The 13,662-nt window shown below is 68.3% G+C and carries 13 protein-coding genes; 4 read left to right on the plus strand and 9 right to left on the minus strand.

Features of this window, described 5'->3' with window-relative positions; translation table 11 throughout:
• Together HB724_RS10405 and HB724_RS10410 are read left to right on the plus strand one after the other, a co-directional pair.
• On the plus strand, nt 1-458 hold a 458-nt coding region (locus tag HB724_RS10405), incomplete at its 5' end, for an AAA family ATPase (RefSeq protein ID WP_213980865.1).
• Between the two features lies 1 nt (nt 459).
• Nucleotides 460-1,374, plus strand: a complete 915-nt coding sequence (locus tag HB724_RS10410; protein ID WP_213980866.1) for a hexose kinase — start codon at nt 460-462, stop codon at nt 1,372-1,374.
• A gap of 166 nt (nt 1,375-1,540) precedes the next feature.
• Here the strand turns inward: HB724_RS10410 and HB724_RS10415 are convergent, their stop codons facing one another.
• Entirely contained in the window at nt 1,541-1,852 is a 312-nt protein-coding gene (locus HB724_RS10415) for a metalloregulator ArsR/SmtB family transcription factor (RefSeq protein WP_213980867.1), read from the minus strand.
• A gap of 295 nt (nt 1,853-2,147) precedes the next feature.
• Between HB724_RS10415 and HB724_RS10420 the strand changes: the two genes are divergently transcribed.
• Nucleotides 2,148-2,720, plus strand: coding sequence for an NAD(P)H-dependent oxidoreductase (locus HB724_RS10420; RefSeq protein ID WP_213980868.1), 573 nt, complete (start codon nt 2,148-2,150; stop codon nt 2,718-2,720).
• Between the two features lie 229 nt (nt 2,721-2,949).
• On the opposite strand, the gene HB724_RS10425 is transcribed toward HB724_RS10420, so the two are convergent.
• A complete protein-coding gene (locus HB724_RS10425) occupies nt 2,950-3,774 on the minus strand; it encodes a universal stress protein (protein ID WP_256731447.1) in 825 nt (274 codons plus the stop codon).
• A 43-nt stretch (nt 3,775-3,817) separates the two neighbouring features.
• Entirely contained in the window at nt 3,818-4,648 is an 831-nt protein-coding gene (locus HB724_RS10430; protein WP_213980869.1) for an oxidoreductase, read from the minus strand.
• A gap of 105 nt (nt 4,649-4,753) precedes the next feature.
• Between HB724_RS10430 and HB724_RS10435 the strand changes: the two genes are divergently transcribed.
• Entirely contained in the window at nt 4,754-5,668 is a 915-nt protein-coding gene (locus HB724_RS10435) for a LysR family transcriptional regulator (RefSeq protein WP_213980870.1), read from the plus strand.
• 9 nt (nt 5,669-5,677) lie between these two features.
• Here the strand turns inward: HB724_RS10435 and HB724_RS10440 are convergent, their stop codons facing one another.
• The 6 genes from HB724_RS10440 to HB724_RS10465 all read right to left on the minus strand — a co-directional run bounded on the left by HB724_RS10440 (nt 5,678) and on the right by HB724_RS10465 (nt 13,656).
• Nucleotides 5,678-7,345: a hypothetical protein gene (locus HB724_RS10440; RefSeq protein WP_213980871.1), complete on the minus strand. Its 1,668-nt coding sequence runs from the start codon at nt 7,343-7,345 to the stop codon at nt 5,678-5,680.
• Between the two features lie 159 nt (nt 7,346-7,504).
• A complete protein-coding gene (locus HB724_RS10445) occupies nt 7,505-9,214 on the minus strand; it encodes a hypothetical protein (RefSeq protein ID WP_213980872.1) in 1,710 nt (569 codons plus the stop codon).
• Nucleotides 9,215-9,253: 39 nt separating this feature from the next.
• Nucleotides 9,254-10,342, minus strand: coding sequence for a chemotaxis response regulator protein-glutamate methylesterase (locus HB724_RS10450; RefSeq protein ID WP_213980873.1), 1,089 nt, complete (start codon nt 10,340-10,342; stop codon nt 9,254-9,256).
• Between the two features lie 6 nt (nt 10,343-10,348).
• A complete protein-coding gene (locus HB724_RS10455; protein ID WP_213980931.1) occupies nt 10,349-11,161 on the minus strand; it encodes a CheR family methyltransferase in 813 nt (270 codons plus the stop codon).
• A gap of 146 nt (nt 11,162-11,307) precedes the next feature.
• The gene (locus tag HB724_RS10460) at nt 11,308-11,790 is read right to left on the minus strand and encodes a chemotaxis protein CheW (RefSeq protein ID WP_213980874.1); all 483 of its coding nucleotides are present in this window, start codon (nt 11,788-11,790) and stop codon (nt 11,308-11,310) included.
• Nucleotides 11,791-11,958: 168 nt separating this feature from the next.
• Entirely contained in the window at nt 11,959-13,656 is a 1,698-nt protein-coding gene (locus HB724_RS10465) for a methyl-accepting chemotaxis protein (RefSeq protein ID WP_213980875.1), read from the minus strand.
• Between the last annotated feature and the right edge of the window lie 6 nt (nt 13,657-13,662).

A 13,662-nucleotide genomic window follows, 5' to 3' on the forward strand; every position in this document is an offset into this window, starting at 1 on the left:
CGCCGGGCGGGCGCGTGCTGCGCTCCGACGTGTTCCGCAAGCGCCTGGCGGGCCTGCCGCCCGAGACCCGCCTGCCGCCCGCCCATTATACGCGGCGCAGCGACGCCGAGACCTATGAGGCGATGTTCGAATCGGCCGACGATCACCTCGCCTGCGGCAGTTCGGTGATCCTCGACGCGGTGTTCATGAGCCGCAGCGAGCGCGACGTGGCCGAGGCGCTGGCGATCCGGGCGCGCGTGCCCTTCACCGGCATCTGGCTGGAGGCACCCGAGCAGGATCGCATCGCCCGCGTCCGCGCGCGCTCTGGCGATGCTTCCGATGCCAGCGTCGAAGTGGTGCGCGAGCAGTCGCGCCGCTCGGTCGGCGATCTGTCGAGCTGGCACCGGATGCGCGTCAATCGCCCGCTCGACCTGATCGTCCCCGCCGCCCGCGCGGTGCTGGAACGGACTCCCCGCTAGGGTGTCGATCGCGACCGTCACGCTCAACCCCGCGCTCGACATCACCACCGCCACCGAAGCGGTGCGCCACACGCACAAGCTCAGGTGCAGCGAACCGCGCTTCGAGCCGGGCGGCGGCGGGATCAACGTCGCCCGCGTCGTCCATGCGCTGGGCGGCAAGGTGACGGCGGTATTCCCGTGCGGCGGCCCCATGGGCGTCACGCTGGAGACGCTGCTGCGCGAAGCCGGCGTGCCGATCGCGCCGGTGCCGATCGCCGGCGCAACCCGCCAGAGCTTCACGGTCGAAGAGACATCGACCGGCCTCCCCTATCGCTTCGTGCTGCCCGGTCCGGTGCTGGGCGAAAGCGAGATCGCCGCACTGGTGGAAGTGCTCCGCGCCCTGCCCGGCCGCCCGGACTATATCGTCGCGAGCGGCAGCCTGCCGCCCGGCTGCCATCCGCGGATCTTTCGCCGCCTCGCCGATCTCGGCAAGCGGCTGGTGATCGATACCTCGGGGCTGGCGCTGGCCGCGTGCGAGGGCGTGCGCGCCTATCTGGTCAAGCCGAGCCTGCGCGAGCTGGAGGAGCTGGTCGGCCGCACGCTTGCCACCGAAATGGACGAAGCCGCCGCGGCGCGCGAGCTGCTGGAGCGCGGCTTCGCGGAGATCGTCGTGCTGTCGCTCGGCGAGCGCGGCGCGCTGCTGGTGACGGCGGATCGGGAGCTGCGCCTGCCCGCGATACCGGTGCCCGTCGCCAATGCGGTGGGTGCCGGCGATTCGATGGTCGCCGCGATCACCCTCGCTTTGGCTCGCGGCCAGTCGCTGGACGAAGCGCTGCGCTACGGCATCGCCGGCGGCGCCGCCGCGCTGCTCGCCCCGGGCGCCGAGCTCGTCCGCAAGGAGGATGTCGAGCGGCTATATGCCGCTGCGGGGAGCTAGGAACCTACCCAAAACCCTCTCCCCTTGGGAGAGGGAGGGGCCCGCTCGGCGCAGCCGAGTGGGAGGGTGAGGGCAGACGAGTGCGGCCAGAGCGATCGCTTCGTCTGCGTCGCCCTCCCGCCACCTTCGGCGCTCCTTCCCTCTCCCTTGGGAGAGGGACAGCCGCTCAAGCCGCCTCGGCCTCGGGTTCCTTGCAGAACAGGCCGTGCAGCGCCTCGAGCATGCGCAGCGCTTCGGGGCTGGCGAGCGAATAGAAGATCATCTGGCCGGCGCGGCGCGCCGAGACCATGCCTTCGCGGCGGAGCAGGGCAAGCTGCTGCGACACGGCGGTATCGCGAGAGCCGGTCAGGCGCGCAAGCTCGCCCACGGACTTCTCGCCGTCCCACAAGTGGCACAACAGCAACAGGCGGCTTCGGCCGGAAAGCGCCTTGAGGAATGTCGAGGCGCGGTCGATCTCGGTAATCATAGCGTATTTCACGGGCGGACAGCTATTCGCGGACGCGACCGCTTGCAAGCCGCTATCGTTCGGAAACGGAACGAGTTTTGGTGGAAAAACATGGTTACCGACATTGCAACCATGAAGCCTTCACGCCCCGGAAGGCGCAAATCGCCGCCCATCCCGTTTCGGCCCCCTATGATCGCATGCATCCTTGACCTGTTGGACAAGTTCGCGCAGCGCCGCCCGGATTTTTGTGACGGTTCCGCAACGTTTGGTCCGGGCACCGTAGGGATACGTATGGTCCGAGGGCGCCGGGAAGCGTCACATCGCCGGCATGACCAGGCTTCTCCTCATCGACGGCCATCCCGATCCGGATCGCGGCCGCTTCGTCCATGCCCTTGCCGACAGCTATGCCGGGGGTGCGGCTCAGGCCGGGCACGATGTCCGCCGGATCGATCTGGCGACGGCGTCCTTCCCAATGCTGCGCTCGCGCGCCGAATGGATGGATGGCGCCCCCGATCCCGTGATCGCCGAGGCGCAGGAAGCGATCCGCCGGGCCGAGCATATCGTCTTCTTCTATCCGCTGTGGCTCGGCGACATGCCGGCGCTGCTCAAGGCGTTCCTGGAGCAGACCGCCCGGCCGGGCTTCGCGATCGGCGAAGGCCGCATGCCCAAGCCCCTGCTCGGCGGGCGCTCGGCGCGGCTGGTGGTGACGATGGGGATGCCCGCCCTCTTCTACCGCTTCTATTATGGCGCCCACAGCGTGAAGAGCTTCGAGCGCAACATCCTGAAGTTCGCCGGGATCAAGCCGGTGGCAAGCTCTCTGGTGGGCAATGTCGAGGGCGATGCCGATGCCCGCGCCGAATGGCTGGCGAAGATAGCCGAACTGGGCGCCAAGGCGGCCTGACGGCGAGAAGCAGTCCTCAAGATCCTCCCCGGTACGGGGAGGGGGACCAGCCGCAGGCTGGTGGAGGGGGCTCTCCGCAGGCGATTCCCGTGTGGCGCTCCCCCTCCACCACCGCCTTCGACGGCGGTCCCCCTCCCCGTGCCGGGGAGGATCTTGGGGATCGCAACCAGATCGCCAACGAAAAAGGGGCGCCGTCACCGGCGCCCCTCTCCTCCCCCCGCCCGAGGGTTCAATGGGCGAGGAAGATCGGAACGGGCGATTCCTTCAGCATCCGCTTGGTCACGCCGCCGAACGCCGCCTCGATGAAGCGGCTATGGCCGAAGCCGCCCATCACCACATAGGCCGCATCGATCGCCTTCACGGTATCGAGAACCACCGTGCTCGCCAGCTCGGTCAGCGCGGACCTCTCGCGGATCTCGGGCTCGATGCCGTGGCGCGAGAGATATTCGGCCGCCGACTGGGCGGGGATCTTGAGCGAGCCGTCGTCGGCCGCGAGGATCGTCACCGACTTGGCGTGGCGCAGCAGCGGCACCGCCGCGCGCAGCGCTGCCTCGGCCTCGCGCGAACCGTCCCAGGCGACCAGCGCGTTGCCGAAGGCGTCGAAGCGCCGGGCGCTGGCGGGCACGGCGATGATCGGCTTGTTCGACTTGAGCAGCACATCGCCCACCAGCTCGCGCATGTCGGGGAAATGGATGCCGTCGATCTCGCGGTTGAGCACCACCAGATCGGCCATCGTCGCCGCATCGCGCATGCACGGGCTCAGGAAGCCGCATTCGTCGATCCAGTCATAGGGCACGTCCTCGACCCTGAGCCGTGCCTCCATACGCTCGCGATTCTCCTTCTCGCGCGCCTGCTCGTCGGCCATCATCAGCGCCTCGCCGCCGGTGCCGGCATAATCGCCGATGAACAGCGGCGTGATCGACACGTCGACACAGGTCAGATGGCCGTCCAGGGCGCGCGTCAGATCCAGGGCGGCCTGGAAGCGCGCTTCCTGACCAGCATCGTCATGCATCAGCACCAGCACATTCTTCATGATCGCCTCCACCAGTTTCATACGTGGAGGACTAGGAAGCGGCGCGCCCGCCCGACATGCGGAATTATACGGACACGGGGAAATCGGTGCTCCGCGTCACATCCTCCCACTGGTCGATCTCCTCGATCACCGCGTCGAGCTTCTCGCGGGCGCGGCGCAGCGCGTCGGAGCCGAGCAGCAGGTGGAGCGGCGCCTTCTCCGCATCGGCCAGCGCCAGGATCGCCTCCGCCGCGCGCGCGGGATCGCCAAGCTGGTTGCCCGCCATCGCATCGAACGCCGCACCATATCGGCCGACGCTCGCGGCATAGGCTTCGCCTTCAGCCTCGCTCTTGCGGATCGAATGCGGCGACAGGAAATCGGTGCGGAATGCGCCGGGGGCGACGGCAGTCACCTTGATGCCGAGCGGCGCGACTTCCTGCGCCAGCGCGGCCGACATGCCTTCGAGCGCATATTTGGCCGCGGCATACATGGCCGAAGCGGCGCCCGGCGCGCGGCCGGCGATCGAGGTGATGTTGACGATATGCCCCGATCCTTGCGCGCGCAGATGCGGCAGCGCGGTGCGGGTCAGCCGGAACGGGCCGAACAGATCGACCGCGAACAGCCGCGCGACTTCCGCGTCGCTCGCCTTTTCGAGCGCGCCGAGCAGGCCGTATCCGGCATTGTTGACGATCACATCGATCCGGCCCGCCAGGGCAAAGGCCCGTTCGACCGCCGCCTCGACCGCGTCGCCATCTTCCATGTCGAGCGTCAGGACATGGAGCGTGCCGCTCCCTTCCGGAATAGCGGGTGCCGCGCCGCGCACCGTGCCGATGACGGTGTCGCCGCGCGCGATCGCCGCGCTTGCCAGCGCCAGCCCCAGGCCGCGCGAAATGCCGGTGATGAACCAGGTCTTCATGAGCGTTCTCCTTCGCCGCCCGAAATGGCGGATCGCGCCGCGCTTCGGAATGCCGCAAGAACTCACATCACTTGTAAGCTGCGCTCAAAGATGATTGGAAAGGCCATGGATACGCTTCTCGCCGGCAGCGACTATAACCAGCTCCGCGCCTTCGTGGCGGTGGGCGAGATGCTGAGCTTCAGCCGCGCGGCCGAAGCGCTGGGCGTGTCGCCCTCGGCGCTGAGCCAGATGGTGCGCGGGTTCGAGGAGCGGGTCGGCGTGCGGCTGCTCAACCGGACGACGCGCAGCGTGTCGCTCACCGATGCCGGCCGGAACCTGTTCCAGCGCGTCCGCCCCGCCGTGTCCGAGCTCGCCGATGCGGTCGGCCAGGTGCAGCGCTATCGCGAGGGCCCCACCGGCACAGTGCGCGTCCACGCGTTCCGGTCGGCGGCGGAGACCTATCTCGCGCCCATGCTCGGCGCCTTCGCCCAGGCATGTCCCGATGTCGTGCTCGACGTGACGCTGGACGATGCCGTTATCGATGTCGTCGCGGCGGGGTTCGACGCGGCGATCCGGATCGGCGAAGTGATCGAGCGCGACATGATCGCGGTCCGGCTGGGGCCGGAGCTGCGCCAGATCGCCGTCGCCTCCCCCGATTATCTCGCCGCCCATGGCCGGCCGGAGCAGCCGCGCGACCTGGTGGAGCATCGCTGCATCCGCTGGCACTGGCCCGGCCGCCCGACGCCCTATGCCTGGGAGTTCTTCGAGAACGGATCGTGGTTCGAAGTGGCGGTGAATGGCCCGCTGATCGTCAACGACAAGGATCTCGTGATCCGCGCCGCGCTCCAGGGCGTGGGCATCGCCTTCCCGGTCGAATATGCGGTGCGCACGCATATCGCCGAGGGCAGGCTGGTGCCGCTGCTCGAACCTTGGTCGGCGCCCTTCCCGGGCATGTTCCTCTGCTATCCACGCCAGCGGCAGATGGCGCCGGCGTTGCGAGCGTTCATCGACGCGGTCCGGAGGCCCGAGCTGCTGCGATAGGTCCGCGGCTCAGAACAGCCCGTCGTCATCGTCGTCGTCATCACCCTGCGCGGGGGCTTCCTCCATTTCGGCCACCCCGCCGGCCAGCGCGAAACGCTTATGAACCTCGCGCTCGCTCGCCATGGTGTAGCTGGCATGGATGGCGGCCAATATCTCGCCGAGCGCGGCCGGGGGCGCTTCGGGCAGCATCGCCGGATCCCCCGCCGCGGCGGCCAATTGCGTTACCGCCTCGCCCAGCGCATCGCCGATCTCGGCGTCGCAATCGACATTCTCGGTGGTCTGGCGCAGGATATCACCCACCGTCGCGGCATCGCGATCGAGGCCGGACAGCCCCTCGCGCATCCGATCGCCGCCGTCTCGTACGCAATCGAGCGATGCCGTCAGCGCCTTGCCCGCATCGACCTTGCCGGCGCTCTCCGCCTGCGCGCGCATCTCGGCCGCGGCATCGACAAGCTGCTCGAACGTGCCCGAGATGCCGTTGGTCAGCATTTCGAGATGGTTGGAGAAATTGCGGATCTCGGTCGCGATCATCGCGAGGCCCTGACCGTCGGCGCCCATGCGGCGGCAGCGCAGATCGGTGTTCCACGCCATCTGCTGGACGTCGTTCTTGACGCGCTGGACCGCGGCGATGCGCCGCCCCAGGCTCTCGGCGGTCGCCGAAGTGGCCGTGCCGAGCCGATCGGACAGCTCATCGGCCTGCTGGAGCCGGCCGGTGACGCTGCGCACCTCTTCGATGCTGCGTTCCAGCACATGGAGGACATGATCGTCGTCCCCGTCCCCCTGCGCGCCGCCACCGTCCTTGCCATCGTCCTTGAGCGCGAGCAGCGCGGTGGCCTGCGGGCCGATCGCGCGCAGGCTCTGGGCGAGGATGCGCGCCTGCGAGCGGAATTCCTCCACCGCATCCGCCGCCTGGGCGGCGAGCAGGGCAAGGATGTGCTCCTCGATCAGCGTGATGTCCTCAGCCGCCAGCCCGCTCGCCTCGCGAAGCGCGGCGTCCATGGTGGAGAGGCCGGTCACGACATGCTCCAGCCGCTGGCGGGTGATGTCGCCGATCTGGAGCGCGCCGAGCGCGGTGGCGAGCCTGGTGCGGATCTCGCGCGCGACCTGGGCGATGCGAACCGCCAGCTCGCCGAGCCGCGCCTGATGGTCCTGGAGCGCGAGCGCGTCGCGATCGAGCCGCATCGGAACCTCGGGGATCACGCGCGTGCATTCGTCCGCGAGCAGCTTCTCCGCCTCCAGCGCTTCCGAGATACCGCTGCTCAGCCCGTCGATCTCCTGGCCGAAGCTGCTCATCTGCTCCTCGGCGACGTCGATCTTCTCGAACATCGTGTCGGCGAAGCCCGAGAACTCCGCCGCGCCCGCCGCCGCCACCTTGATGTTGAGCCCGCAGATGCGCAGGAACCGCAGCGTGCGGTGGAACTGGGCCATCGGCGTGCGCAGCGCCTCGCCCGCGCCGCCGATCGTCACCAGCGCCTCCTGGCGGCGGCTCTGCATCGCGGGCAGCCGGGTCAGGCGATCGGCGATCGCGCGCATGTCCTGCACGGCGGCATCCGCCGCCTCGCGATCGAGTGCGCTCGTCACGCCCTCCAGCGATTTCACCAGCGTCTCGACGATCTGATAGGCCTGCGCCAGCGCGCCGCCCGCCTCGACGAAGCGCGCATCGAGGCCACTCGCCAATGTCGCAAGAGTGCCTTGCACATTCGCGAGCGACGCGCCGCCTTCGGCGGGCCCTTCCGCAATCTTCGAAATGTACAAGTCGCCCTCCGAATGGCTTTCTATTCTGATAGGAAAATAACGGGAAAATCCAAATCGGGCCGGAGCCCGAACAGTCGAACGTCAGAAAAGACCGTCGTCGAAAGCGTCGCTTTGCGTCGCGGCCATCAATTCCATGCCGGGCAGCAGGAAGGCGCGATGCACCTCGCGTTCGCGCGCCATGGTGTACATCGCCTCGATCTCCTGGAGGATCGTGCGGAGCGGCGCGTGATCGGCCTCATCCAGCGCGGCCACCTCCCCGCCGAGCCCGCGCAACGTCCTGACGAACCCCGAAATCGTGGCCGCCAGCTCCAGCTCGTCGGCGAGCCGGGCGCCGGCATCGTCGAGCGTCTGGATCAGGTCGCGCGCATCGATGCCGCCTTCGCCGATGCCCTGATCGGTGCGCCGGCAGGCCTCGCGGATCAGCGCCAGCGACCAGGCAAGCTTGGGGCCGGGATCGCTCTCCAGCGCAGTTTCATGGCGATGCCGGATCGAGACGCTGGCCGCGCCGAGCTCGCGGATCGCCCAGCCTACGCCGTTCACGGCCTGGTCGAGCCGGTCGGCGCAACTGCCGATCTCGTCGGCGACGATCGCCACCGACCGGCCTGCGGCACCCAGCCGCTCGCCGTGCAGCCGCGCCTTGACGGCCGTGTCCTGCACATCGGCGCGGACGGTGCGCACCGCCTCCAGCCGAGTGGTGAGATCGCCCATCGTGTCGATCACCACCGCGGTCATCGTCAGCGTGCGGCTGTTGCCCGCGCGAAGCTGCTCGGTGAGCCCGTCGATCTCGGTGAAGCCGCGCTCCAGCCGATGGAGGAAAGCATGGCCTTCGCGGCCGACGTCGCTCTCCTCGATCAGCGACACCAGTTCGCCGGTGTGCGGCCCCAGCTCGTGGATCGCGTTCACCAGCAGGCCGGTCTCGCTGTCGAGATCGGCGGCGATGTCGGTGAGCTGCGCCTCGATCAGCGCAAGGATATGCGCTTCGACCGCGCGCGCCGCCGGGGTCTGGACGTCATCCTCCAGCCGCCTCGCGCTCACGAGCTGGAGCGCGGCCACCATATGCTCGAGCCGTTGACGGCTGATATCGCCGATCTGCAAGGCGCCCAGGATCACCGCGACCCGGCCCTGGACCTCGCGGGCGATGCCGCGGACGTCCGCCGCGCTGTCGGCGATCGAGACCTGGTGCGCCTGAAGCTCCAGCGCGTCGTCGGCAAGCCGATCGGGCACCAGCGGGATCACCTTGCCGCATTCGGCCGCGATCAGCCGCGCGGCGCGCTGCACCGTCGCCACGCCCTCGACCAGTTCCTGCAGCGTCGCCATGAAGCCCTTGAGATGCGCGTCGCCGGCATCGAAGCGCTCGAACATCTCCTCGACGAAGCGGGTGACCGGCGCCGATCCCGATGCGGCGATCTTCAGATTGGTGCCGTTGACGCGCAGGATGCGCAGCATCTCCTGGATCTGCATCACGTGCAGGTTCAGCTCCGCCGCCGCGCGGCGCACCACGCCCAGATCATTGACGCGTTCATGCTGGAGCAGCGGCAGCGCGGTCAGCTCGCGCGCGCTTTCGCGCAGGATGCGGACGGCGGCCTTGCCGGTCTGCTCGTCGATCGCATTGATGATCGAATCGAGCGAGGCGATGACGCGGTTCACCGTGTCGATCACCGTCGCCAGCGTGCTCGCGGCATGGACGAAGCGGACGTCGAGCCCGGCAGCGAGCCCGGCCAGCGCGTGCTGGAGATTCTCGATCGCCGCGTCGCGAGCCGATCCAGCGGGCTCGATTCTATCGTGATACATGCCGAGCTCCGTCGAAAGCCATTTGGATGGAAAGCGCGCTCATCGCGCAGTCGCGTGCAGCAGCTCGCGTGCGATCGAGCCCAGGGGCACGACCTTGTCGGCGGCGCCGCGCGCGATCGCTTCCTTGGGCATGCCGAACACGATCGAAGTCGCCTCGTCCTGCGCGAAGGTGCGGGCGCCGGCCTGCTTCATCTCCAGAAGTCCGCGCGCTCCGTCGTCGCCCATGCCGGTCATGATGACGCCGACCGCGTTCGATCCGGCCGCCCGCGCCGCGGAGCGAAACAGCACGTCCACCGAAGGCCGGTGCCGCGAGACCAAAGGCCCGTCGCGCACCGAGACATGATAGCGGGCGCCCCGGCGCTCCAGCATCGTATGCTTGCCGCCGGGCGCGATCAGCACATGGCCGCGCAGCACCGGATCGCCGTCGACGGCTTCCTTCACGTCCACCTCGCACAAGGTGTTGAGCCGCGAGGCGAAGGCGCGGGTGAAATTCTCCGGCATGTGCTGGACGACGACGATGCCCGGCGAATTGGCGGGCAGCGCCTCCAGCACCTCGCGCAGCGCCTCGGTCCCGCCGGTCGACGCGCCCAGGCACACCACCATCTCGGTCGTCCGGCTCATCGCCTTGCCGCTGGGTGGCGGCAGCACGGCGTCGGCGGTCAGCTTCTTCTCGGGCGACAGCGGACGCGGCTCGCGCACCGCCGGACGGCCGCGCACCCGCGCCTTGGCCGCCGCCTTCACGACGTCGCGGATCTGGAGATTATGCTCGGCCAGGTGATCGGCGACGCCGATGCGCGGCTTCAGGATCACGTCGACCGCGCCGGCCTCCATCGCCTGGATCAGCGTCTCCGAACCTTCCTCGGTGAGCGAGGAGCACATCACCACCGGCACCGGGCATTGCGACATCAGCTTGCGCAGGAAGGTGATGCCGTCCATCCGCGGCATCTCCACGTCCAGGGTGATGACGTCGGGCACTTCCTCCTGCAATCGCTTCGCCGCGTTGAACGGATCGGAGGCGACGCCGATCACCTCGATCTCCGGATCCTCTTGGAGGATCGTCGTCATCGTCTGGCGGACGCTGGCGGAATCGTCGATGACGAGGACGCGGATCTTCTTGCGTGCGAGCATTTCGAGTCAGCTCCGCTTGAAGACGGTGTTGGCCACCTGGACCAGCGGAAGCTCCAGCCCGGTGATCGATTCCGAATGGCCGAGGAACAGATAGCCGCCGGGCTCCAGACAATCGACGAGCTGCGACACGACCTTGCGCTGCGTCGGCTTGTCGAAATAGATCAGCACGTTGCGGCAGAAGATCAGATTCATCGGATCGCCGATCGGATAGCGATCGTCCATCAGGTTGAGCCGCGCGAAGCCGATGGCGCTGCGCAGCGCCGGCGCCATGCGGATCTCGCGCCGCGCCGGATTGCGCGAGGTCATGACATATTTGCGCAGCAGCGCCGCGGGCACGGGATCGACCTGCTCGGCCGGATAGATGCCCGTCCGCGCGGCGGCCAGCACCTCGGTATCGAGATCGGTGGCGAGGATGCCGTAGGATGGGCCGCCGCAGGTGTCGGCATAATCGTCGAGCACCATCGCGATCGTATAGGGCTCCGGCCCCGTCGAGCAGGCCGCGCTCCAGGCGCGTATCGTGCGCAGGCCCCGCGCCTTGAATTCGGGCAGGATGTTGCGGATCAGATAGTCGAAATGCGCGGGCTCGCGGAAGAAATCGGTCTTGTTGGTCGTGACCGCGTTGATGAGGTGCAGCCCCTCGTCCGCCAGATTGTCCTGGACGAACACATGATCGCAATATTCGTCGAGCGTCCGGGTGCCGGTGGCGCGCAGGCGGCGGCGCAGCCGGCCTTCGAGCATGGTCTTCTTGCTCTCGGGCATCTTGATGCCCGAATAGTCGTAGATATAGCTGGCCAGCATCGTGAAGTTGCGGCGGCTCATCTGATCGTTACCCGCGGACTGGGTGCTCATCGTAGGGGGCGCACTGGCCAAGAACCTGCTCCGATATTGCTGGCCCCGCGTCTGGGCGGGGCGAAAGGGATTGCGGCTGCCCGCGCACCCTTTTCCGGGGGCGCGGGCCGGTTCGGTCAGGCTGCCGAGGCGATCGGATGCAGCAGCGCCGCCTCCTCGGCGGAGAAGATGCGGGCGACATCGACCAGGACGACGAAGCCCTCCGCCCGCTTCACCACGCCCGCGATATATTCGGACGGCCAGCGGACGCCGATGTCCGGCGCGGCGCCGATCTGGTCGCTTCGGAAGGTGCTGACCTCCAGCACGCGGTCCACCACCAGCCCGAGCACCAGCACGCGATCGGCGACCGGCACGTCGACCACCAGGATCCGGGTGCCCGGGGTGGGATCGACATGCGGCATGCCCAGCCGCAGGCGGAAATCGACCGTCGCGACGCCCTCGCCGCGCATGTCGGTGAGGCCCAGCAGATAGTCGGGGCCGTTGGGGATGCGGAACGTCTCGCGATAATCGAGGATCTCGCGGACCAGGGTCACGGGAACCGCGAAGGTCTCCGCTCCCAGTCCGAAGGTCACAGCCTGGATTTCCTGCACGTCGCTCATGCTGCCTGTACTCCGAAGGGGGCGTCGTCGGCGTCTGGGCCGCCGCTGGTGAGATCGATCGCGAAGAGGATGCCCAGTTTCAGCTTGATGGTGGCACGCATGGATACAGACCCTTGGTAGATGAGGGGCCCGCCCCGCGAACGGGGCGGGCCGGCTTCGATTGCCGCGTCAGGCCGCCTGCGCACCGAAATGCGCGTCGTCCTCGTCCGGGCCGCCGCTGGTGAGGTCCAGCGCGAAGCCGTTCACCCGGGCCTGCTGATCGGTGATCGTGTTGGGCTTGGCCTTGATCGCCGGCTTCTTGGCCGCCGACGTCACGGGCTTGCGGGCGACCATCGCGGCACGCGGCGCCATCGGAGCGACCTTGCGCGTGTTCGTGCTGTCGTTGACCCGGAAATAGGCGATGCTGGTCTGGAGCTCCTCGGCCTGGGCCGCGAGTTCCTCCGAGGTGGTCGAGATCTGCTCGGAGGCGCCGGCATTCTGCTGCGTCACCTGGTCGAGCTGCTGGATCGCCTCGTTGATCTGCGACGCGCCGATATCCTGCTCGCGGCATGCCGAGCTGATCTCCGACACCAGTTCCGCGGTACGGCGGATGTCCGGCACCAGCTTGGTCAGCATCTCGCCGGCCTCGGTCGCGGCGCGCACCGTGTCGGTCGAGACCGCGCCGATCTCGGCAGCGGCGGTCTGGCTGCGCTCGGCGAGCTTGCGCACTTCCGACGCCACCACCGCGAAGCCGCGGCCATGTTCGCCGGCCCGGGCAGCTTCCACTGCCGCGTTCAGCGCCAGCAGATCGGTCTGGCGAGCGATCTCCTGGACGATGCCGATCTTCTCGGCGATCGTGCGCATCGCACCCACCGCCTTGTCGACCGCCTGCCCGCTCGCCTCGGCGTCCTTGGACGACTGGCGGGCGATCTTCTCGGTCTGCGCCGCGTTATCGGCGTTCTGCTTGATGTTGGCGGCCATCTCTTCCATCGAGGCCGAAGCCTGTTCGGCGGCAGCGGCCTGCTCGGTGGCGCCCTGCGACACCTGCTCCGAGCTTGCCGACAGCTCCTGGCTGCCCGCCGAGACGTTCTCCGCCGCGACGTTCGCATCACCGACCACGCCGCGCAGGCGCTCGATCATGTTGTTCACATGGCCCAGCAGCTCGCCGATCTCGTCCTTGCTCTTGATCTCGACGGTCTTGGTCAGGTCACCCTCGGCGACCTGGCGCATCGCGTCGCCGGCGGCCTTCAGGCCCCGCGAGATCAGCAGCGAGAGATAGAGGGCAGCGGCGGCGGTGACGATGAACGCGACCACGCCCATGGTCAGCATCGTGGTCCGCGCCGAGTTGTAGAGCACCTCGGTATCGTCATCGGCCTCGGACATCATCTGCTGCTGCGCGCTGACGAGCCCTTCCACCGTCTTGGTGACGGCGTTCGCCTTGTCGCGCGAATCGCTCATGGTGAGCGTGGTGGCCGCAGCCTTGTCGGTATCGCTCAGCTCGCGGACCTTCTCGTTGACCGGCTTGAACGCGTTCCACTGGTCGCGAAGCTCGCCCCAGGCCGCCTTGGTCTTCTCGGACGGCTTGGCATTGGCCTGCTCGACGGCTTCGTCGACGCGCGCGCGCCAGGTGTCGATCGACGCTTCGTAATCGCGGCGCTGCGCGGCATCGTCGGTCAGGACGAGGTTCTTCTCGGCGCGGACCATCATGCTCACGCCGCTGTCGATGGCGCGGGCGCGATCGAGCTGCTTGGCAGGCCCGGTGATGACATCGCCGATGGCATCGTTGAGCGTGCTCAGGCGCGAGATGCCGAGCACGATGACGACGGTCATGATGGTGAGAAGCAGGGCGAACGTACCGCCCAGCTTCAGTTTGATGGATGCGTGCATTGTCTT

It is taken from the genome of Sphingomonas sp. dw_22 (assembly GCF_018449795.1).
Lineage (GTDB): Bacteria > Pseudomonadota > Alphaproteobacteria > Sphingomonadales > Sphingomonadaceae > Sphingomonas.